Below are 20116 nucleotides of genomic sequence, written 5' to 3'. Positions count from 1 at the left end.
CAAAGCCGGTCAAGATGCCATGGCTGGCTTGACCGGCACCGCTTCGGGGAATGTTGGGTAAAGGCCCTTCACACGTCCCATTTGCTGCGCAAGCGCCAACACGCTGTCTATGAAAGGTGTTTCCACTTTGGAAAGTCGGCCCATTTCCTGCACGGATGTCAGAAGCGCATCGAGCTCGATGGCCCGGCCCTTATCGACGTCCTGCAACATGGACGTGCGGTGCGCGCCGACACCAGCCGCGCCATCGATGCGCCGCTCAACGTCGACGCGGAAGGTCGCGCCGAACTTCTTGCCGATGGCTTGTGCTTCAACCATCATATTGCGCGCAAGATTGCGTGTGCCCGGATCTGTCGCCACAATGTCGAGCGTTGCGCCCGTCAATGCTGAAATCGGATTGAAACAAAGATTGCCCCAAAGCTTGATCCAGATATCGTCGCGGATGTCCTCATAAAAGCGGGTCTTTAAGCCACCCGTATCCATCGCCGCCGCCAGTTGGTGGACGCGTTCACTGTTGCTGCGATCAGGCTCACCGAGACCAAACTGATTGCCGTAGATGTGCTTGATCACGCCGGGTTCAATGATCTCGGTAGCGGGATAGACCGTGGCTCCGATAACCCGCTGGGGTCCGATCGTATTCCACTGGCGGTTATCAGGGTCGACACTCTGCAGCCGGAGGTTGGCAACGCTCGGCCCAAGGCCATGGAAATACCACCAGGGAAGCCCGTTTTGGGCTGTTACTACAGCAGTCTTTTCGCCTAGAAGCGGTACCATGTCCTCAACCGATTGCCATGCCTGATGCGCTTTCAGCGTGACGATCACATAATCCTGGGGCCCTAGTTCATGTGCATTGCTGGTAGCCGGCATGCGTTCGACGATTTCGTCCCCATCTACCAGCAGTTTCATGCCATTTTTCTTGATTGCGCCGAGATGAGCGCCTCTGGCGACAAGGGAGACGTCAGCGCCCCCGCGCTTGAGCATGACTGCCATATAACCGCCGATCGCGCCGGCACCATAAATACAGATTTTCATTTGTTTCCCCTCCTGTCTATTTTTGTGGACATTCCAAATGCTTGATTTGCATGGCTAAGCCGGCATCACACAATCGGCATTGTCAGGGAAATGCGTATAACAACGATGCCTCTTCGCGGTACGTCGCCCACACAGCACCTCACTGAGGGGGACTCTCCCTGATACCACTTCGCCCTGTTTGTATCTGTGGTATACATAATCCCAGAAAATGATGTGATGTCAACCCTCATTGCCAATGTGGGACGAAGCAATGGCGCATGAAATGATATGTCGCGAACAGAACGGCCAATGCTTGAATTCAGCCTATGGTTGAGTTGCTTTCGTCACCATCACGGCGAACAGCGCCATGCCAATAGGCGTGAGTACTGACGAGGAATTCGGTCTTCCGTCCGGAAGGCCGTTGTTTGCACCAGAATCCATGGGAGGAGTTCGCAATGAGCAAAAACAGAGGCGTCGTCTATGTGGGGCCGGGTAAGGTCGAAGTACAGGACATCTTTGATCCAAAACTTGAAGCGCCAGATGGTCGCCGAATTGAACATGCGGTTGTTCTCAAGGTCATCTCTACGAACATTTGCGGGTCAGATCAGCATATGGTGCGCGGTCGTACCACTGCAGAGCCTGGACTCGTCCTTGGTCATGAAATCACTGGCGAGATCATTGAAAAGGGCCGCGACGTCGAAATGCTCTGCGTGGGAGATATTGTCTCTGTCCCATTCAACGTTGCATGCGGGCGGTGCCGCACATGCAAGTCTCAAGACACAGGTGTTTGCCTGACGGTCAATCCTGCACGGGCAGGGGGTGCTTATGGTTATGTGGACATGGGTGGCTGGATCGGTGGTCAGGCGCGTTATGTGACAGTCCCCTATGCGGACTTCAACCTTCTGAAAATTCCTGATCGTGATCGCGCGATGGCTAAGATGCGGGATCTCACGATGCTTTCCGATATTTTGCCTACGGGATTTCATGGAGCGGTGAAAGCGGGTGTCGGTGTTGGCTCGGTTGTCTATGTTGCCGGAGCGGGACCAGTTGGGCTGGCTGCCGCTGCTTCAGCCCGCATTCTTGGTGCTGCCGTGGTGATGATTGGTGACTTCAACAAAGAGCGCCTTGCACATGCCGCGAAAGTTGGGTTTGAACCGATCGATCTGTCCGCCAGCGACCGTCTTGGTGATATGATCGCACAGGTGACGGGTAGCAACGAAGTTGACAGTGCCATTGACGCTGTGGGTTTCGAGGCACGCGGTCACAGCGGCGGCGAACAGCCAGCTGTTGTGTTGAACCAGATGATGGAGATCACGCGCGCCGCCGGGTCCATTGGTATTCCCGGTCTTTATGTCACTGAAGATCCGGGTGCGGTCGACAACGCAGCCAAGCAAGGCAACCTGTCTTTGCGTTTTGGCCTCGGTTGGGCAAAGGCACAATCTTTCCATACGGGTCAGACGCCAGTGTTGAAGTACAATCGTCAACTCATGCAGGCGATCCTTTATGACCGCTTGCCAATTGCCGATATCGTCAATGCCAGAATCATATCGCTGGAGGATGCGGCCCAAGGCTATGAGAGCTTCGACAAGGGGGCAGCGCAGAAATTTGTGCTCGATCCGCATGGCGAACTTGCCAAGGCTGCATAAAGACTTCATCGGTTGCAACGCATAATGACAACGCTCGGTTGGGGAACCAGTCCGAGCGTTGTCTATAAGATTACTGCCAGAACTGGTGGTGAGCGCGTTGGAGAGAAGCCCACTCGGCCCTACAGCGCCGTTCAGCAGGATCGGCAGTGGTCATCCCTGATGACTGCCGCAGCAATGTTGCCATCGGCCTTGGCCTTCCGGTTGAAATTCTCTTCCAGCTTTTTGTGGAATGTCCTGCAGTATGATGCGTGTGCGGTCTTGCCAACACTGATCAGGAGGGGTTACCTGCCTTGGCTGATTGTCATCAAAGTCATCTTGTCTGAAGGATACTCCATGTATGCGATGCCGCACCATCGGGCAGAAACGTGACTGATCACTCTGCCGCTCTTGCTCGTCTGGGATGGTCTGAATTTTTCAGCGATCAGCTTGAATCCGCAGATGTCGATCTGGTCCCAATGCGCATCTCTACGGTTCATCGCGCCCGCTTGGGCGCAATTTCCCCAACCGGACATGTCAAATTGATACTTTCGGCGCAGGTCAATACCGGCGATTTTGCAGTGGGCGACTGGGTGCTGGTCGATCCACAAACGCACGAGTTGCGCCGCCTTCTCGCTCGAAAAACCTTGCTGATGCGTCGCAGAGCAGGGCATGGAGCGACCCAGCTTGCTGCGGCCAATGTCGATACGCTGTTCATCGTCACGTCCTGCAATGCCGATTTTAACTCTGCACGGTTGGAGCGCTATCTGGCTCTGGCAAACGAAACCGGAACCAATCCGGTCATTGTCTTGACCAAGGCTGATACCGCCCCGGATGCCAAGGAGTATGAACGTCAGGCCGCTGCGTTGCAGCGTGGATTAATTGTGGTTGTACTCAATGCCCGTTCCGCCGATGCCGCAGCGGCATTATCGCCTTGGTGTGGGGTGGGGCAAACAGTGGCGCTGGTCGGTTCATCCGGTGTCGGCAAATCGACGCTGGTCAATACGCTTGCAGGTTCCGAACAGGAAATGCCTCAACTGACAGGTGGTATCCGCGAACATGATGCCAAAGGTCGTCATACCACCACCTCGCGTTCACTGCATGCCATTTTGGGCGGCGGCTGGATAATCGATACGCCGGGGATCCGTACCTTGCATGTCAGTGATGTCGGACATGGTATTGAGACGCTATTTGCTGAAATCACGGAGCTTGCGCCCCTTTGCAGGTTTCGCGACTGCACCCACGCCCACGAACCGGGCTGCGCCGTGTTGGCGGCAGTGGCTGCAGGTTCGCTGGATCCTGATCGGCTGACCCGCTGGCGAAAATTGCAGGCGGAAAACCACGAGAATACGCCAGCGCAAAGTCGACCGCGAAGTGGCAATTCGATGCCCAATCGTAGAAAAAAATAAACCGAAAGTTGAGCTGGCCGCTCGCTACCTTGGAGCTGTTTACCTCAAGTTGCGAGCTGAAATTGGTGAGTGCAGGAGCTGAGATTACATTTTCGTAAAGTCATCTAAATGCCACGAATCTGGATCGAGATCAGGTTTTCCTAAAACAAGGTGAACAAAAATGAATGCCGATGAACAGAAACTTCTCAGTGGCCTCTTCGATCGTACAAAGCAAGCAGCAGGCACTCCAAGGGACCCCGACGCTGAACGCTTTATTTTGGAGCAGGTCAAAAGCCAGCCTTCGGCTCCCTATCTTTTGGCTCAGGCCGTGATTGTGCAGGAACAGGCGCTGAATGCGTGCCATGAGCGCATTCAGCTATTGGAAGCGCAGGTCAGTGACTTGCAGAATGCGCAGCCTGCGCAACAACAATCCGGTGGTTTGTTCGGATCGATCTTTGGCAGCGCATCGGCAGGACAAGCTCCTCAACCGGCCTCAAGCCGTTCAAACGGACCGTGGGGTGGGGCGCCCACACCTCAGGACGGATATGTGCCACAAGGCCAAACTCAGCAAGCCGGACGGTGGTCTGTGCCACAGCAACCACAATCCCAAGGGGGTGGTTTTCTACAAGGTGCGCTGAGCACTGCGGCAGGCGTAGCTGGTGGCGCGCTCCTCTTCGAAGGCGTCAAGAACATGATAGGTGGTCATTCAATGTTCGGTGGCTCGAATATTGGTGCCGGAACCACACCGCCAGCTGTTTCTGGCGAGACTGTCATCAACAACTATTACAACGATGACAATAACAATGGCACGCAACTCAGCGATGCCGAACAAGACCGTTTGGACGATGCTGCCGATGACTCATTTGACACCGATACGGACGATGACAATTTAGCATAGGGCAGAAGCGACGGGGCACCGCGCTGATGATTTCACTGTAAGCGACAAGAATGGCCCGGTACTTGGTGCCGGGCCATTCTGCTCGATTGACTGACCGTATAATGGATCAGTTTTATCGCAGTGAGCGGAACGCTGCACGAAGCTCGGCGCTGAAAAGTTCGGGCTCTTCCCACGCCGCGAAGTGACCACCCTTGTCTACTTCGTTAAAGTAAATGAGCTTGTGATAGCTTTTCTCCGCCCAACTGCGAGGTGCACGATAGATTTCGCCAGGGAAGACAGTCACGGCAGCCGGTATCGAAATATCCACCGCGTTGAAATTGTTCGCGTTGTTCTCCCAATAAAGCTGGGCTGATGAGATCGCGCTGTTCGTGAGCCAATAGAGCGTGATGTCATCAAGCATCTCGTCCTTGGTCAATGATTTCTCCGGATCACCGCCGCTATAGGTCCACTGGGCAAATTTATCGTACATCCAGGCAGCAAGGCCAACCGGTGAATCCGATAGTCCATAGCCAACCGTCTGCGGGCGCGTGGTCATCATGACACCATAAGCACCGTTCTTGGAGAAGAATGTGCTCAGCGATTCATAAGCTGCCTTCTCGACGTCTGTAAGTCCAGTTGGTGCCGGGTCGCCATCACTCATGGCTTTGGCGACATCTGCCGGAACCGTTGCTGGCATATTGACGTGAATACCGAGCAGTCCTTCCGGCGCCTGACGCGCCATCTTGTCTGAGACAACAGAGCCCCAGTCTCCGCCCTGAGAGACATAGCGTTTGTATCCGAGACGCTTCATCAGTACGTCCCATGCAAGCCCGATGCGGTCAGCATTCCAGCCTGTTTCGGTGGGTTGGTCCGAGAAGCCGTAGCCGGGCATTGAAGGTATCACAACGTCAAAGGCGTCATCAGCACTTCCGCTATGAGCCGTCGGATTGGTAAGAGGATCAATCACCTTCAACAGTTCCAGAATTGAACCGGGCCAGCCGTGGGTAATGATGACAGGCAGCGCATTGGGATGTTTCGAGCGGACATGGATGAACTGGATGTTAAGCCCGTCGATTTCTGTCACGAACATCGGCAAAGCATTGAGTTTCTTCTCCACTTTGCGCCAGTCGTAATCTGTTCCCCAGTAGCGGATGAGTTCCTTGAGCTTGGCCAGTTGAACGCCTTGCGACTGATCATTGACAGTTTCCTTGGCGGGCCAACGCGTGGCGAGAACACGTTTGCGAAGGTCAACCAGATCCGCTTCCGGAACGTTTACCTGGAAAGGGCGGATTGCCGTGGTTTCAGCGGCAGAAGCGAGTTGTCCGGGCAGCAGGCCGAAGGCACCGGAGGCCGTCGCACCGACAATCAGCGCTGTTGCTGACGTGGCAAGAAAGCTGCGCCTTGTTGTGGGTGGTAATAAGGGAGGCATATTTATTCTCCGTGATTGGCGGGCGAAAGCGTCTGATGCCGGGTCGTTACGGCAATGAAGACGGCTCTGCCGTAGAGGAAAACCAGCGTTGGAACGCAATGGCAGAACATCTGCCATCCATCGCATAGGGCGGCAGGCGCGTATCCGGGATGTGTTCTGAATGAGCGGAATTTGTAACGGATCGTATGGGAGCGGTTGGCTCTTACATTGAGATACAAAGAACGGCCCAACCACCTGCGACCACCCTTGAAGCGGACGCGCCGATGATCCTGTTATTCCTTTGTGTGGATGGGTTGGGGCAGGTATATCTCTGCCGCCAAACCGCCACCGGGTCGGTTTTTCAGGTTAAGGATTCCATCAATTGCGAGCGTCAATTGCTGGGCGATTGACAATCCGAGTCCGGTGCCGCCTGTGCCGCGATTGCGGGATTGTTCGAGGCGATAGAATGGCTGGAAGACTGCTTCAAGCTCATCTTCAGGAATGCCGGGGCCGCGATCCAGCACCTTTATGATAACGGCTCCATGGATGTCTCTTTCCAGATTAACTTCAGCGCTTCCGCCGAATTTCAGAGCGTTGTCGACAAGGTTTGTAAGGATGCGGCGCAGGGCGTGAGGCCGTGTCACGATTGCCGCTTCAATGCTTCCACTGAGCGTCGCAGCTTTGCCTGTGTCCTGATAATCATAGACCAGACTTTCCATGAACGATCCGACGTCAATGCGCGATGGCTTTTCGGTATTGCCATGCGCGCTGCGCGCATAGGCTATCCCCTCGTGTACGAGACGTTCGATCTCGGCCAAATCCTGCACGAGTTTTTCCTTTTCAACGGACTCTTCAGCAAATTCGGCGCGCAGTTTCATGCGCGTGATCGGTGTTTGCAGATCATGTGAGATTGCTGCAAGGATTTGGACCCGCTCTTGCAGATAATGTGCGATGCGATCACGCATCGCGTTAAAGGCTGCCGCGGCATAGGCGACTTCGCTTGGTCCTGTTTCACTCAAGCGCGGAGCATTCTTGTTTGGATCAAGGGCATCGGCGGCATTGGCAAGATTTACGAGAGGTCGGATCGCCTGTCGGACCGCAAGCCAACTGCAAAGAATAAGCAGAACAAGCTGGGTGACAAGGACGTAAGGCAGCCATTCGGCCAGCGGCATGACCGCCGGGTTTACATCGATCGTGAGAGGCATACCATCACTAAGGGTTACATGACCTTGAAGGCGCTTGCGATCTCCGGGAATGGATTCGATGGTGAGAGGAAAACGTTTCCCAACGGCCTCGTTGATTTTCCCTGCAATCTCCCGTCCCGCATCCGTGGAAATGGGCACACCTGCCAAGCCAGTGCCCAGCATGTATCGCGATGTCCCGCGGTCGAGTTGATCCAGCCATCCGGCTCTCTCATCTGCTGGCAAACGATCCAGTATGGCGACGGATGTTGCAATGTCCTGTTCGAAGTTGTTGAACATGACCATCTTGGCCGTCATGTACCGTTCCATAAACAGGACAGCGAACGCCAGACCATAGGCAATCGTCAAACCGGCCAGGAAAAGCAGGAAGAGCCGCGATCCCAATGTGCGGGGCCAGGGCCGGAAAGATTGAACAGCGGTCAAGCCTTTCATTGGCGGATCTCGGAAATTTCAACCGGCATGGAAAAGACATAGCCCTCGCTACGAACCGTCTTGATATAGGAAGAGTCGCGAGGATCATCGCAGAGGCGCTGGCGAAGTCGGCTCACCAGCAAGTCAATAGACCGGTCGAAAAGTTCGGCCTCTCGCCCTTGTGTGAGATTGAGCAATTGATCGCGGTTGAGGACGCGCTGCGGGTGATCCATGAACACGCGAAGCAGGCGATATTCAGCCCCACTGAGTGCTACCGCCGTACCATTGCGGTCAAGCAGATGGCGGCCCGTAGTGTCCAGTTGCCATTCGCCGAAACTCAATAGCTGCCCGACTTCCGTCACCTGAAGATTGGGAGGAAGCATGCGTGTGCGGCGCAGAACAGCCTTGATCCGTGCCAATAACTCGCGGGCGGAAAATGGTTTCGCCAGATAGTCATCGGCTCCCATCTCAAGGCCGACAATTCGATCTGTTTCATCGGTTCGTGCGGTCAGCATGAGGACCGGAATCACCTTATGCTTGCCAGCCCGCAATTCGCGGCAGAGAACGAGACCGTCATCACCAGGCATCATGACATCGAGCACAATGAGATCAACAGAATCTGTTTCAAGAAACGACCGCATGTGCCGCCCGTCTGCCGCTACAGTAACGCGCAAGCCATTCTTCTTCAGATAACCTGAAACCAGTTCCCGGATTTCGCGGTCATCATCCACGATCAGAATGTGGTCTATATGGTCCATCGTAAATCACCTCAACCCATATTGCCAAATAGCATTAGCCTAATTCCGAAGGGTAGGAGGGCGGCGCTTTGCGATAATTGTAAGCGACTGTATCGATCTGCCGACTGGATACAGTGTCAAACAAAATTGTGCGGCGCACTCCCCTGCTGCTTCTGGACAAGTTCCAAAAGGCATTCTAATATTTAGTTATCACAATAATTAATATGATACAACTAATTACTGGAAAAGGGTATCTACCATGATCAGACATTCCATCTCTCTTGCCGTCGCGGGCCTAATCTTGTCTGCTGGTTCACTGTCGGTCGCTTCGGCAGCCGATGTTAAAAACATTGTCATCGTTCATGGTGCTTTCGTTGACGGCGCAGGCTGGCGACCGGTTTCTGACATTCTGACAAAGCAGGGATATAAGGTGACGATCGCTCAGCAGTCACTGATATCCCCTGCTGATGACGTTGCCGCCACCAAACGTATCCTCGACCTTCAGGACGGCCCGAGTATTCTGGTTGGACATAGCGCAGGTGGCATGATCATCAGCGAAGCTGGAAAAGCCGACAATGTTGCGGGTCTGGTCTACATCGCTGCGTTTCAGCCGGAGAAAGGCGAAAGCATTGTGAAGCTCGCGACCAGCGACCTTTCTAGCTCCATGAAGGAGAGCAAGGTCAAGACCTTGAAGGATGGATACTCCTATATCGAGCCGGATGCCTTCGCCGAGGCCTTTGCGGCGGATCTGCCGAAGGAGACAACTGATTTTCTCGCACATTCGCAGGTCTTTGCTTCCAAAGCTATATTCAGCACAGAAGCTGGCGAACCGGCATGGAAGTCCAAAAAGAGCTGGGCATTGGTCGCCACCGACGACAAGTCGATTGATCCCGAAATTGAGCGCAGTATGGCCAAGCGGGCAGGCAGCACAGTGGTTGAAGTAAAGGCAAGCCATGCCGTTTACGCTTCGCAACCACAGGAGGTTGCAAAACTGATCGCGGAAGCGGCCCAAGCGGTCTCAAAGTAATATTGTCTGCAGAAATGTGGAGGACATCCGGTCAGCCATGGCATTGTACCGCAGCGTATAGCGCCTTGGCTCTTCCACACTTCGTTACAGTTTCAACCTCATCAGGACACATGCGGGATACGTCTGCGCTGTTTGATGCGGATACCGATACCGCCGGGAATGGAACCGTCACACAGACGCAGCTTTATCAGATGCGGGCAAGCGGGTGAGGACACCATCATGCAAGACACAATAGGATTGAAAAAACTAAGGCCAATCTCAAGTCTGCGCCCCCTTCTGGCGATGGCGGGATTACTGGGTCTGCTGGGTACGCTACTGCTTGGCTATGCGCCATCCGCAGCGGAAGAGCCAAGGCTCGTGCCGACTGCACTTCATGATGTCGCCGATACCGGCGGAATGCAAACAGCGGTCTTTGCGGGTGGCTGCTTCTGGGGTGTCCAGGGTGTATTTCAGCACGTCGATGGTGTTGTCAGTGCGATCTCGGGCTATGCTGGTGGCGCCCCTGAAACTGCAACTTACGAATTGGTTGAAACCAGCAGGACAGGTCATGCCGAAGCGGTGCAAATCGTTTTCGATCCGAAAAAAATCAGCTACGCCAAACTTCTCCAAATCTACTTTTCTGCCGCCCATGATCCGACACAGCTCAATCGTCAGGGACCGGACAGAGGGACACAATATCGCTCTGCAATCTTTCCGGCGAATAATGAGCAAGCCAGTGTTGCTTCAGACTATATTGAGCAACTCGGGACAGCGGGTGTGTTCAAAAAACAGATCGCAACCACTGTCGAACCCGGCAAAACCTTCTACAAAGCGGAAGCCTATCATCAGGACTTCATGACCAGAAACCCTGAGAATCCATATATCGTCTTTCACGAGCAACCTAAGGTGGAAAACCTGAAAGGTTTCTTCCCGGACTATTACCGTGCAGAACCTGTTCTGGTTTCGGGCAATCAAGGCTGATCGAAACTTAGAGCTCGCCTTTGCTAGCCTTCACAAGATTGTCCCTGAGCTTGGCGATGGCCTTTTGCAAGACAGGAAATTCCTCGGGTGTAAGGCCCGAGGCCTTGACTGTAATCTCGCCAAAACCAAAGCCTTTTTCACGCAGGCTGCGCCCCGCATCCGTCAGTGAAATACGTACGTTGCGTTCGTCTTCGCTGTCTCGGGTGCGCGTGAGATATCCCATGGCTTCCAACCGTTTCAGCATGGGAGTCATGGTGCTCGATTCGAGAAACAGCTTTTCGCTCAATCCCTTGACCGTTTGCTGGTCCTCTTCCCATAAGCTGATGATCGTTATGTATTGCGGGTAGGTGAGGCCAAGCTCGTCAAGGACAGGCTTGTAAACCCGGGAATAGGCGAGATTGGCCGAATAGATCGAAAAGCACATGAAGTCGGCCAGTTTTGCCGTCTTGCTGCGGACGGGTGTCTTTTGAGTCATTGAGGCTCCGGAAATAAGAATCGCGATGTGAATGATTATCATCATTCGTAAGGCCGATATGACCCAACACAGCTATTATAATATTAGTTATTATAATAATCAATTGAAGGTGTCTCATTCAGGGCGACATCTGAACAAAGCTCATTTGTACAGCAATGTATCAAGCCGGTTTCCCGCCACACTGCGTTACATCTTCGATCAATCCCGATACACGAGAGATACGTCATGACCGCTTCATGCGGTCAACGGCTGGTCTTTGGCCGTTACGCCTCAATTCTTGTTCACTGCAAAGGAAACCACATCATGACTCAATCTCAAAACGTACTCTACACCGGTAAAACACGCACTTCGGGCGGCCGTGATGGCACATCCCATAGCGCCGATGATCGTTTGGACATCAAGCTCTCGTCTCCCGGCTCAACGGGTACTGGCACCAATCCCGAGCAGCTGTTCGCGGCCGGTTGGTCGGCCTGTTTCATTGGCGCGATGGGACTTGCGGCCCGCAAAATGCACGTGACCATTCCTGCTGATGCAGCAATCGATGCTGAGGTGGATTTGTGTTTGGTTGATGGTGCGTACTTTCTTCAGGCCCGTCTCAACGTCAGTCTGCCCGGTCTCGAACGTGACGTCGCTCAGGCGCTTACGGATGCCGCTCATCAGACCTGTCCCTATTCCAAGGCCACACGCGGCAATATCGACGTCACGATCAATCTGATCTGAGCAACGCGGTTTCCTGCGCTGGCTTGCCGGAGATCCAGGCAACCAGCCGCTGGCAGACTCTGCGCCCAACGCTAATTATTCGGAAGAAAATATCATGAGAATACAGTTTCTGGGCATCCTGTTCGCATTTGGATGCATCACAACCTCAGCTTTTGCTGCAACTGACCTCACAATCAGCGTACCAAAAACAATTGAGCGGATTTTGAGTGTTGAAGCGAAACCGGGTGACCAAGCGCGATCCCGAAGCAACCCGTATATATCGTATCGCGTTCTCGAGAACGGCACGATCGAAATGACCAACTCGCAGACTGGGGTTCGAAAATTCTTTAAGCCGCAATGGCCCCAAACAGTCAATCCGCGGGGAAGCCGATGGTAGGCATTTGGCGTTACGGCAAATTCAGCGGTAGGCTTCTTGCAAAGCAACAAGTCTGCCGTACTCCATGAACAAGGGTGTAGTGATCACGAGCGGGCAGTACCGCTTCGGCGATGGGCGATCAACCTGATCCAGGGCGCCGAATGGAAGACACTCATCAGCAGATACATGATGGTCATTCCGTTGATCGGTAAAGTTTCGTGTGCAGTAGAGCAGATCATGGTTGCATCGTCGGCGAAGGCCGTGAGCAATGCCATGATCAGGAATATCGGCGCGGCTACCAGACACAGCCAATCGGTGACGCTTCGGGCGGCATCGTGATCGTCTTGGCGTGTTCCGGTCACATGTGCTGTCATCGTTCTTCTCCTTCGGATATCTGTCGTCTACCATTGCTGGTGCGACGTGTTGCGTACTGGTCCTGAACAGATTAGGGCCGGATGCCGAAATCATGGGAGTTACAAGTGTGACGGGATTGCCATGGACTCGCTGATTACGGCTGCGGCTCATGCACTTGCGGCAGGTGATCTGCTGGGCGCGCTGAAGCGGGTCGCCCTGCGGGAAGATCCGCCAGCGCTCGCTCTTAGAGGTATCATCATGGCGCAGCTTGGCGATTTCGGTCGAGCAAAAGCCCTGTTGAAAGGTGCTGCACGAGCGTTTGGCCCGCGAGAGGCAGTGGCACGGGCGCGGTGTGTCGTCGCCGAAGCTGAGATCGCACTTGTCTCCCGCGACCTATCTTGGCCTGCCAAATCGCTCAATACCGCACGAAACACGCTGGAAGCACACGGTGACCACGTCAATGCCGCGCATGCACGGCATCTCGAAGTTCGGCGTCTACTGCTGATCGGACGTCTTGACGACGCTGAGCGTTCGCTCGCTGTGCTTGACACAACTCTGCTCCCATCGGCTTCAAGGGCTGCCCACGCACTCGTGGTTGCGGGCATCGCTATCCGGCGCCTTGATATGAAAGCAGCCCGCACTGCGTTTGCACAGGCGGCGGCGGCGGCTCACCAGGCTGATATCCCTGCTCTGACAACGGAGGTCGAAAATGCGCATCTCATTCTCGATGCACCCACAGCACGGTTGATCGCGCGTGGCGACGAGCGGCCTCTCTTACTGGAAGATGTGGAAGAGCTGCTGGCGTCACGGGCGTTCGTTGTCGACGCATGCCGTTATATTGCGCGGGAACCGGGCAAAACAATTCCATTGGCGACGCGTCCGGTCTTGTTCGCACTGGTTCGCGCACTGGCTGAAGCATGGCCGGAAGATGTGACGAGAAGCACGCTGATTGCGCGCGCCTTTGGCGGCAAACATGCTGACGAATCGCATCGCGCGCGGTTGCGGGTAGAGGTCGGGCGGCTGCGCGCCGAGCTTGGAGCGCTTGCAGATGTTAGGGCGACACCGCGCGGCTTTTTGCTGGAGCCGTGCCGTGCAAGCGACGTCGTCGTGCTCGCCCCGCTTATTGAAGGGCAGCATGGCGATGTGCTCGCCCTTCTTGCCGATGGCGAGGCATGGTCAAGCTCTGCTCTGGCGATTGCGCTTGGCGCCAGCCCCCGTACCGTACAACGGGCGCTCGAGCAACTTGCAACAACAGGCAGGGTGCAGTCGTTTGGTCGCGGAAGAGCGCTCCGGTGGATGACGCCGCCAGTTCTGGGTTTCCCGACTATCTTGTTACTCCCTGGGCCGCTGCCGAGCGACTAGTATGGGTGTATTGGAAATGATGAGGAGACGATCATGAAACGCTCTGCTGCTGAAATAGTTCGTGAGTACGGACCTTTCCCGGGAACTGACCAGGTACATGGGGTCACGTTTGACGGTCAGAACGTCTGGTTTGCCTCAGGCGACAAGCTTAGCGCCTTTGATCCGGCGAGCGGCAGCACGGTTCAGTCGATTGATGTCGCCGCCCATGCCGGGACGGCCTTCGACGGTCAGTATCTCTATCAGATCGCTGAAGACCGCATCCAGAAAATTGATCCCAAGACGGGCCTCGTCCTCAATACAATTCCGGCCCCGGGCAATGGTGGTGATTCAGGGCTTGCCTGGGCCGAGGGTACACTCTGGGTAGGAGAGTATCGGGGCCGGAAGATTCACCAGATCGATCCGCAGACCGGGACTATTCTTCGCTCTATCGAGTCCAAGCGTGTCGTCACGGGCGTAAGCTGGGTTGACGGCCAACTCTGGCATGGGACGTGGGAAGGTGATGATAGCGACGTGAGGCGCATCGACCCTGAAACGGGAGAGGTACTGGAGAGGCTGGATATGCCCGCGGGAACCGGTGTATCGGGGCTTGAGTCCGATGGCGCGGATAGGTTCTTTTGCGGAGGCGGAAACAGTGGCAAGGTACGCGCTATCCGCCGACCCAAATAGATCTGGTTAGCACTGGCATCGGACGGGCGTGGTACAGGGATCTAATTTGCCTGTGCTGGTGAACAAGGCGCGGTGGGTGTAGTGACCGGCTCGCCATTATCGAGGACCGGTTCGGCGTCCGTCCTGCTGCGTTGTGGCTCAGTGGTTTGACTGCTCGTGCTCAAAGCGTCGGCGACAGGCTGGTCGGCAGAGATCAACTGAAACAGTTTCCTGGCTGGTCTTTCTCGCCACTCGACCCGGCCGGGATAGGCCGTGGAATAGCGCCAGGGCGTGATAACAAAGTGGATCGTATCGGTTGACAAGGCGGTGAGCGCGAGATCCCGCATGACACCTGCGGTGAGGCCGGGGTCGGTGATAACGGATTTGGTTACGGCGTCGAGGAAGCTGAAGAGCAGGATCGGATTGGCCAGAATCTTCCTGCTCATCGACTTTTTCGCAATGGCAGCAACGAAATCCTGCTGGCGTTGAATGCGCCCGATATCAGACCCGTCGCCAATGCTGTGGCGCGCCCTGACATATCCGAGTGCCTGTTCCCCCAGTAGTGTTTGCCAGCCAGCAGGCAAGGTGAGCGGGACGTATTCGTCGTGAATCGGTTCCGGGATGCAGAGATCTACCCCACCGATCGCGTCCACCATGTTTTTGAAACCGGCGAAATCAACCATGATGAAGTGGTCGATCCGAATGCCGGTAAGTGTTTCGATGGTCTTCCAGGTGCAGCCGATGCCTCCGAAGCTAAATGACGAATTGATAATTCCGAGATGCCTTTTCTGTCCCGGAAATTCCTCCCGCACGCGGCAAGCGGGAAGCTGAACCATTGAGTCACGTGGAAAGCTGATCACCACCGCATCATTCCGTTCGGGAGACAGATGAGCGAGCATGATTGTGTCGGTACGGTCGCCGATATGTTGGGAATTTTCGCTGGCGCTCTGGTCCAATCCGACCACAAGAATGTTCAGCCCGGCACTCGTTACTTTGGCGGGGCGGACATCACCCAGATCCTCGCGGCTCACCTCTATGTATCGGAGATTACCAGTCAGCTTTGCATAAACAACGTACCCTGTGACCAGCACAATGACGGCAGCGCTGATGAGCAACCAAAGCAGCCAACGACGGTACCGCTTGGGCGGGACTTTGTCCGCAGATGCCGACGGCTCGTCGATCAACTCACTGTTCACGTGACTCTCCGGGAGAGGGCGGACAACCGCAGTCGGCGGCGTTCACCCAAACCAACGTATCCTGCAGGATAGGATTCTAGTCATACGTATTTAAAACGCAAGCGACCACACACGCCGTGCTGCGTAATGGCTAATCCCGGTGCCGGCCAAGTGACGCAAGACAATTAGAACAATGCCATGGCCGGAAACGCGCTCGCGATCAACTGGGCTTAATTTTTCCACGTTTGCTCAAGGACGCGTATCCAGTTCGCATGGCAAATTTTCCTCAATGCCTCATCATCATATCCGGATTGACGCAAAGCACTAACGAGTAACTGCAAATCACCCGCATCGCGCATGGCAGCAGGGATGGTTGTTCCATCAAAATCAGAACCAAGGGCGATATGATCTATACCGATGCGGTCAACGATATAGTCGATGTGTTTTACCAATACGCTCAGATCAGTGTCGGGGTTTCTCGTACCGTCCTGTCGTAGAAACAAAACGCCGAAATTCAGACCGGCCAGTCCGCCTGTATCGCGGATTGCATCGAGTTGGCGGTCGGTCAAATTACGGCTATGCGGGCTCAATGCGTGAGCGTTCGAGTGAGATGCGACAAGTGGAGCATCGGATATTGCGGCAATATCCCAGAAACCTTGTTCGTTCATATGGGACAGGTCAACCATGATACGCAGTTCATTGCAGGTCTGGACCAATTTCTTTCCATGATCGCTGAGACCCGGTCCAATATCCGGTGAACTGGGAAAGCGGAACGGTACGCCGTAAGCAAATATGTTCGGGCGACTCCATACGGGACCGAGAGTGCGTAAACCTGCCTGATGGAGCACATACAGCGCATCAAGATCCGGACCTATCGCTTCGGCTCCTTCTATGTGGAGCACGGAGGCAAACGCACCGTGCTGCATAGCTTCGCGAATGTCATCGGCTGTGCGACAGATACGCAGTCTGCCTTCCGCCTGTCGCTCGATGCGAGCGAGAAGGGCGGCCATGGCCAAAGTGGTCGTCAGCGCACTTGCCATCTCAGGCGTCGTGTAATCGCCATTTGCATCTTTCTGCTGTGATGGGGTCGGAACATACATCGCACATAGCCCGCCCGCCAATCCGCCCTTGCGTGCTTTCGGCAGATCGATATGCCCGGCTTTTTCGCCCTCGATAAACCGCGTTTCCGGCGAAGGCTCGCTCGACAGCAAGAGACGAAGAAGGACATCATTGTGCCCGTCGAAAACAGGAACGATTGGATCGGTGGTCATAGGTCAGGAAGCCTTGGTGCATTTCAGAATGGTGGGAATGAGTCCCGATGATGCCACCAGCTTTGAACCGAATGATCGCAAATGGCAAATGCGTTTTCTCTGTTCGCTGCGTACCCAAACGCAAAGATCACATGCCGCGACCCCTTGCCTGAATATGGACTTCCGGATAACGAAGCGGGATGCCTATTATTCCAAATTGGGTGGCCGCTTCCCAGTGCGCCGAGAGTTTTGCAAGCCAATGGCCTGATACTGAGCCGGGTGGAGCAATCATTGGCTTTGACACGCAAGGCATTCGTTTTGCTCATTGTGGCGGGCTGGAAAGCCTCTCGACTTGCAAGAAATTTTCAGCCGACAGTGTGGTCCGTTTTGCATCCGTGACCAAGCATGTATTTGCCGCAATGGTACTTCGTAACACTGATCTCATCTCGCTGAATGACCGGCTTGGTGTTCATCTTCCTGAACTGCAGAGCCCCCTTGCCGATGTTACCGTGGGCCGCGCCTTGGACATGAGCGGCGGACTGCCCGATGTGCGCGAGTGTCTGACGCTTTTGGGATTATCAGTCTATACGGAGACAAAGAAGGGACCACTTCTGGACTTTCTTTTCTCGTTAACCCGGTTGAATTTCGATGCGGGTACGGACGTTTCTTATTCCAATACCGGCTATCGCCTTGTTGAAGCAGTGCTCGAGCGCAAGGGATTAACCTTCGATGCTTTCGTACAGAGTGAGATCGCACAGCCGCTTGGGATTTTCCTGAAAGCGCCCGAGGTCTGGATTGACCCGGTTAAAGGCCTTGTGCCGGGTTATTTCAAGGATGACGAAAACTGGCAACTCAGTGCTGCAGGCTTGCATATCTCCGCGGCGGGCAGTCTCGCAGGTTCTGGCAACGACCTGGCCGTGTGGCTGCAGCATTTGCTTGCCAACAATGATCGTGACACGGGCTTGCTCGCAGCACTATCTGCCACCCGTTATATGGCCGATGGTCGGCCATCCGGCTACGGACTGGGATTGCGTTGGTCAGATTTGGCCGGTCGCAATTTCGTCGGGCATGGTGGCTCACACCCCGGCTACAAGTCCTATTTTCTTCTTGATCCGGAAGCTGGAACCGGAGTTGTCGTCGTCTCCAATCGTGATGACACCAACAGTTACAAGCTTGCTTTCAATACCATGAGCGCCTTGACAGGGCTGCCATTGCCAGAAACCAACTGCACGCTTCCCGATGGCCTTTACGCAACGGAAACGGGCCCCTACTGGATTGAACTCAAGAACGGAATTGCCACTTATCTGGATGCCGAGGACACGCTTTATGATGACGGCGATGGCTGGTTTTCGTCGCGCTCTGCCTCGTCTCCCTTGCGATTGCATTGGACAGGCTCGGCACTTGAAGGTGAGGCAGGTTATGTGCAGCGTTGTTTCCTGCCAGTGAACCCGGAGACTGTTCCAGATGACCTGAACGGTCATTGGGTAGCCGGTCAGTATGGTGCTCAGTTTGAAATCAAAGATGGAATGGTGATTATGGGTATCGGGCCCACACGCCGTTCGATGCCATTGATGGCACTTGGCAATGACCGTTTTCTTTTTACCCTCAATGACGGGCCTTGGCGCAAGCGCATCTGTCTCCATCGTCTTGCGAGGGGGAAAATGGAGCTTGTTCTGAGCCGCAGCCGGATCATGGAATATATGTTGGCGAGCTGATTTGGCTCGAAAATGTAACAGCTTCACGCTCGCTGGTGAGCGGGATAAAGAGCAGTGTCAGTCACTTAGGGCGTCTTTTCGTGTGATTTGAGTGGCCCCGGATAAAACGCTGTATCAAACCGGCATGGTTCATCATAAGCAGGAGCTTTTTGCTGGCAGATTGCATCGATCGAGACCGGCGTTGGTTTAGCGCGCTTGTCGATCCAGTCAACCATGGATTGAAAGATAGCCGCATATTGCGGGGTTGAGAGCTTGCTGTGCTCGTGCTCGTCAGTGAATGTCTGAACCAGAAGATCACTGTTTCCAGCCTTGGCAACCATATCCCGATAAACCGTTTCGAACTCGACAGGGGCGGTCGGGTCATCCTTGGCATGCATGGTCAAGGTGGGAAGGACAATCTGACCGGTAAGATCACTGTCATAGGCAAGCAGGCGTACGCCCTCAGGATCGGCGGTAAAACGTTCTACGCCCTTGTTCAATGCGTCATCATCGCTGGAGCCGGTATAGCGCGTTGTCTGATTGTCGAATGGGTTATGGCCCTCGAGGCGCCGCCATATCATATCTTTGAATGTCAATGTCGCCCAGGCGAGATGAGCAGCAAGCGTCCTTTCGGGAACAGGAATAACAGCCAGTATATTGGCAAGGTTTTGTTTCTGTTCGGTCGATCGCTGATCGGCAGGCAAGTCGACTCCAGTGCAGTCGTTTACACGGGCATCCAGTTCTTTCCGTGAGAGTTTTGCGTCCTGTGGCAGTCCCTGCCAAAGCGGATATTGCTCTTCATCGGATTTGGGGTTGTTGTGGCAATAGTATTGATAGACGACACGCAGATCGGCGCGGACATCATAGGCACGCGTGCCTCCGGCCAGAACGCCGCTTGTCAAAACCACGCCGTTGTAGACCCGGTCGCCAGCACCGTCGATGGAATAAAGCTCTGCTGCTTTTGCGGCAACGTTCCCACCCCATGACTGGCCGTGGAGAATAGTGAGGCGAGGGCGCCCCAGCTTGTCCCAAGTAATCCGGCGCAAGTTTTCTGTATCTTCGGCGGCCATACGCACGCCATAGCCTTCCCGTCGATAACTCGATCCAGCCCATGCGTAACCTTCGCTAACGGTGACAGCAAAGCGTTCCAGATCCTCAACCGGATCGTCAATCTTCGGACGCGACAGGCGTGGTCCGCCGTGAGCATGGAGGACAAGGATGCCGTTCCAGTTTTTCGGGCGAGCGATCCAGTAGAACGCCCCGTTGCGGTCCTGTCCCGAGTAGCAGTCCGTATCCGCGGGTAATTTGGCCGGACATTGGGTTGCTTCCTGTGCCCATGAAGGGGTGTCGAACAAGCTGAAAGTACAGGCAGCGGCGGCCAGCAGAACCAAGCGACGGAACATTATACCTCCCCGTTATTGATTGCATGCAAACTTGCACGCCTGT

19 protein-coding genes are annotated in these 20116 nt (G+C 54.8%); 10 read left to right on the top strand and 9 right to left on the bottom strand.

What is annotated here, in order from left to right:
* Window positions 1–9: 9 nt before the first annotated feature.
* The gene (locus BLU05_RS15300) at window positions 10–1029 is read right to left on the bottom strand and encodes a 2-dehydropantoate 2-reductase (RefSeq protein ID WP_091881487.1); all 1020 of its coding nucleotides are present in this window, start codon (window positions 1027–1029) and stop codon (window positions 10–12) included.
* Window positions 1030–1463: 434 nt separating this feature from the next.
* On the opposite strand from BLU05_RS15300, the gene fdhA reads away from it, so the two are divergent.
* From fdhA to BLU05_RS15280, 4 genes are all read left to right on the top strand, one after another.
* Window positions 1464–2654 carry a formaldehyde dehydrogenase, glutathione-independent gene (fdhA, locus tag BLU05_RS15295; protein WP_091881485.1) on the top strand — a complete coding sequence of 397 codons (1191 nt, stop codon included), beginning with the start codon at window positions 1464–1466 and terminating at the stop codon, window positions 2652–2654.
* 24 nt (window positions 2655–2678) lie between these two features.
* Entirely contained in the window at window positions 2679–3023 is a 345-nt protein-coding gene (locus BLU05_RS15290) for a hypothetical protein (RefSeq protein ID WP_091881477.1), read from the top strand.
* Window positions 3020–4039, top strand: coding sequence for a ribosome small subunit-dependent GTPase A (gene rsgA, locus BLU05_RS15285; RefSeq protein ID WP_244518367.1), 1020 nt, complete (start codon window positions 3020–3022; stop codon window positions 4037–4039). The genes BLU05_RS15290 and rsgA overlap by 4 nt, the downstream gene beginning before the upstream one ends.
* A gap of 160 nt (window positions 4040–4199) precedes the next feature.
* Entirely contained in the window at window positions 4200–4916 is a 717-nt protein-coding gene (locus BLU05_RS15280; RefSeq protein WP_091881475.1) for a DUF2076 domain-containing protein, read from the top strand.
* Window positions 4917–5028: 112 nt separating this feature from the next.
* Here BLU05_RS15280 and BLU05_RS15275 read toward each other — a convergent pair whose 3' ends face one another.
* The 3 genes from BLU05_RS15275 to BLU05_RS15265 form a co-directional block, all read right to left on the bottom strand.
* Window positions 5029–6324: an epoxide hydrolase family protein gene (locus BLU05_RS15275; protein WP_091881472.1), complete on the bottom strand. Its 1296-nt coding sequence runs from the start codon at window positions 6322–6324 to the stop codon at window positions 5029–5031.
* 272 nt (window positions 6325–6596) lie between these two features.
* Window positions 6597–7937 (bottom strand): sensor histidine kinase, encoded by a 1341-nt coding sequence (locus BLU05_RS15270; protein WP_091881469.1) that lies wholly within the window; start codon window positions 7935–7937, stop codon window positions 6597–6599.
* Entirely contained in the window at window positions 7934–8674 is a 741-nt protein-coding gene (locus tag BLU05_RS15265) for a response regulator (protein WP_091881467.1), read from the bottom strand. Before BLU05_RS15265 ends, BLU05_RS15270 begins: the two co-directional genes overlap by 4 nt.
* Window positions 8675–8912: 238 nt before the next feature.
* Here BLU05_RS15265 and BLU05_RS15260 point away from each other — a divergent pair, with 238 nt between their 5' ends.
* Together BLU05_RS15260 and msrA are read left to right on the top strand one after the other, a co-directional pair.
* Window positions 8913–9680: an alpha/beta fold hydrolase gene (locus tag BLU05_RS15260; protein ID WP_091881464.1), complete on the top strand. Its 768-nt coding sequence runs from the start codon at window positions 8913–8915 to the stop codon at window positions 9678–9680.
* A 282-nt stretch (window positions 9681–9962) separates the two neighbouring features.
* Window positions 9963–10640 carry a peptide-methionine (S)-S-oxide reductase MsrA gene (gene msrA / locus BLU05_RS15255; RefSeq protein WP_091881462.1) on the top strand — a complete coding sequence of 226 codons (678 nt, stop codon included), beginning with the start codon at window positions 9963–9965 and terminating at the stop codon, window positions 10638–10640.
* Between the two features lie 7 nt (window positions 10641–10647).
* On the opposite strand, the gene BLU05_RS15250 is transcribed toward msrA, so the two are convergent.
* Window positions 10648–11115, bottom strand: a complete 468-nt coding sequence (locus BLU05_RS15250; RefSeq protein WP_091882299.1) for a MarR family winged helix-turn-helix transcriptional regulator — start codon at window positions 11113–11115, stop codon at window positions 10648–10650.
* Window positions 11116–11418: 303 nt separating this feature from the next.
* Between BLU05_RS15250 and BLU05_RS15245 the strand changes: the two genes are divergently transcribed.
* Window positions 11419–11835: an organic hydroperoxide resistance protein gene (locus tag BLU05_RS15245; protein WP_091881459.1), complete on the top strand. Its 417-nt coding sequence runs from the start codon at window positions 11419–11421 to the stop codon at window positions 11833–11835.
* Window positions 11836–12294: 459 nt separating this feature from the next.
* Here BLU05_RS15245 and BLU05_RS15235 read toward each other — a convergent pair whose 3' ends face one another.
* On the bottom strand, window positions 12295–12564 hold the full coding sequence (locus tag BLU05_RS15235) for a hypothetical protein (RefSeq protein WP_091881455.1): 270 nt from the start codon (window positions 12562–12564) through the stop codon (window positions 12295–12297).
* Window positions 12565–12685: 121 nt separating this feature from the next.
* Between BLU05_RS15235 and BLU05_RS15230 the strand changes: the two genes are divergently transcribed.
* Window positions 12686–13906 carry a helix-turn-helix domain-containing protein gene (locus BLU05_RS15230; RefSeq protein WP_091881453.1) on the top strand — a complete coding sequence of 407 codons (1221 nt, stop codon included), beginning with the start codon at window positions 12686–12688 and terminating at the stop codon, window positions 13904–13906.
* A 33-nt stretch (window positions 13907–13939) separates the two neighbouring features.
* Window positions 13940–14572: a Vgb family protein gene (locus BLU05_RS15225; RefSeq protein WP_091881450.1), complete on the top strand. Its 633-nt coding sequence runs from the start codon at window positions 13940–13942 to the stop codon at window positions 14570–14572.
* 41 nt (window positions 14573–14613) lie between these two features.
* On the opposite strand, the gene BLU05_RS15220 is transcribed toward BLU05_RS15225, so the two are convergent.
* Both BLU05_RS15220 and BLU05_RS15215 read right to left on the bottom strand, forming a co-directional pair.
* Entirely contained in the window at window positions 14614–15747 is a 1134-nt protein-coding gene (locus BLU05_RS15220; RefSeq protein ID WP_091881449.1) for an LCP family protein, read from the bottom strand.
* A gap of 209 nt (window positions 15748–15956) precedes the next feature.
* Entirely contained in the window at window positions 15957–16997 is a 1041-nt protein-coding gene (locus BLU05_RS15215) for a dipeptidase (RefSeq protein ID WP_091881446.1), read from the bottom strand.
* Window positions 16998–17176: 179 nt separating this feature from the next.
* Here BLU05_RS15215 and BLU05_RS15210 point away from each other — a divergent pair, with 179 nt between their 5' ends.
* Entirely contained in the window at window positions 17177–18691 is a 1515-nt protein-coding gene (locus tag BLU05_RS15210; protein ID WP_091881444.1) for a serine hydrolase domain-containing protein, read from the top strand.
* 65 nt (window positions 18692–18756) lie between these two features.
* On the opposite strand, the gene BLU05_RS15205 is transcribed toward BLU05_RS15210, so the two are convergent.
* Window positions 18757–20073, bottom strand: coding sequence for an alpha/beta hydrolase family protein (locus BLU05_RS15205; RefSeq protein WP_091881441.1), 1317 nt, complete (start codon window positions 20071–20073; stop codon window positions 18757–18759).
* Between the last annotated feature and the right edge of the window lie 43 nt (window positions 20074–20116).

Source organism: Phyllobacterium sp. OV277, assembly GCF_900104355.1.
Lineage (GTDB): Bacteria > Pseudomonadota > Alphaproteobacteria > Rhizobiales > Rhizobiaceae > Phyllobacterium.
Note: the sequence above shows the minus strand (reverse complement) of the source record. Positions and strands in the feature narration are given on the sequence as shown.

Bases quoted from the DNA above. Each gene is read 5' to 3' on its own strand.
- BLU05_RS15215 (WP_091881446.1), bottom strand. From the start codon at position 16,997: ATGACCACCGATCCAATCGTTCCTGTTTTCGACGGGCACAATGATGTC.
- fdhA (WP_091881485.1), top strand. From the start codon at position 1,464: ATGAGCAAAAACAGAGGCGTCGTCTATGTGGGGCCGGGTAAGGTCGAA.
- BLU05_RS15270 (WP_091881469.1), bottom strand. From the start codon at position 7,937: ATGAAAGGCTTGACCGCTGTTCAATCTTTCCGGCCCTGGCCCCGCACA.
- BLU05_RS15250 (WP_091882299.1), bottom strand. From the start codon at position 11,115: ATGACTCAAAAGACACCCGTCCGCAGCAAGACGGCAAAACTGGCCGAC.
- BLU05_RS15235 (WP_091881455.1), bottom strand. From the start codon at position 12,564: ATGACAGCACATGTGACCGGAACACGCCAAGACGATCACGATGCCGCC.
- BLU05_RS15230 (WP_091881453.1), top strand. From the start codon at position 12,686: ATGGACTCGCTGATTACGGCTGCGGCTCATGCACTTGCGGCAGGTGAT.
- BLU05_RS15260 (WP_091881464.1), top strand. From the start codon at position 8,913: ATGATCAGACATTCCATCTCTCTTGCCGTCGCGGGCCTAATCTTGTCT.
- BLU05_RS15225 (WP_091881450.1), top strand. From the start codon at position 13,940: ATGAAACGCTCTGCTGCTGAAATAGTTCGTGAGTACGGACCTTTCCCG.
- BLU05_RS15265 (WP_091881467.1), bottom strand. From the start codon at position 8,674: ATGGACCATATAGACCACATTCTGATCGTGGATGATGACCGCGAAATC.
- BLU05_RS15280 (WP_091881475.1), top strand. From the start codon at position 4,200: ATGAATGCCGATGAACAGAAACTTCTCAGTGGCCTCTTCGATCGTACA.
- BLU05_RS15300 (WP_091881487.1), bottom strand. From the start codon at position 1,029: ATGAAAATCTGTATTTATGGTGCCGGCGCGATCGGCGGTTATATGGCA.
- BLU05_RS15205 (WP_091881441.1), bottom strand. From the start codon at position 20,073: ATGTTCCGTCGCTTGGTTCTGCTGGCCGCCGCTGCCTGTACTTTCAGC.
- BLU05_RS15210 (WP_091881444.1), top strand. From the start codon at position 17,177: ATGCCTATTATTCCAAATTGGGTGGCCGCTTCCCAGTGCGCCGAGAGT.
- BLU05_RS15245 (WP_091881459.1), top strand. From the start codon at position 11,419: ATGACTCAATCTCAAAACGTACTCTACACCGGTAAAACACGCACTTCG.
- msrA (WP_091881462.1), top strand. From the start codon at position 9,963: ATGGCGGGATTACTGGGTCTGCTGGGTACGCTACTGCTTGGCTATGCG.
- BLU05_RS15275 (WP_091881472.1), bottom strand. From the start codon at position 6,324: ATGCCTCCCTTATTACCACCCACAACAAGGCGCAGCTTTCTTGCCACG.
- BLU05_RS15290 (WP_091881477.1), top strand. From the start codon at position 2,679: ATGACAACGCTCGGTTGGGGAACCAGTCCGAGCGTTGTCTATAAGATT.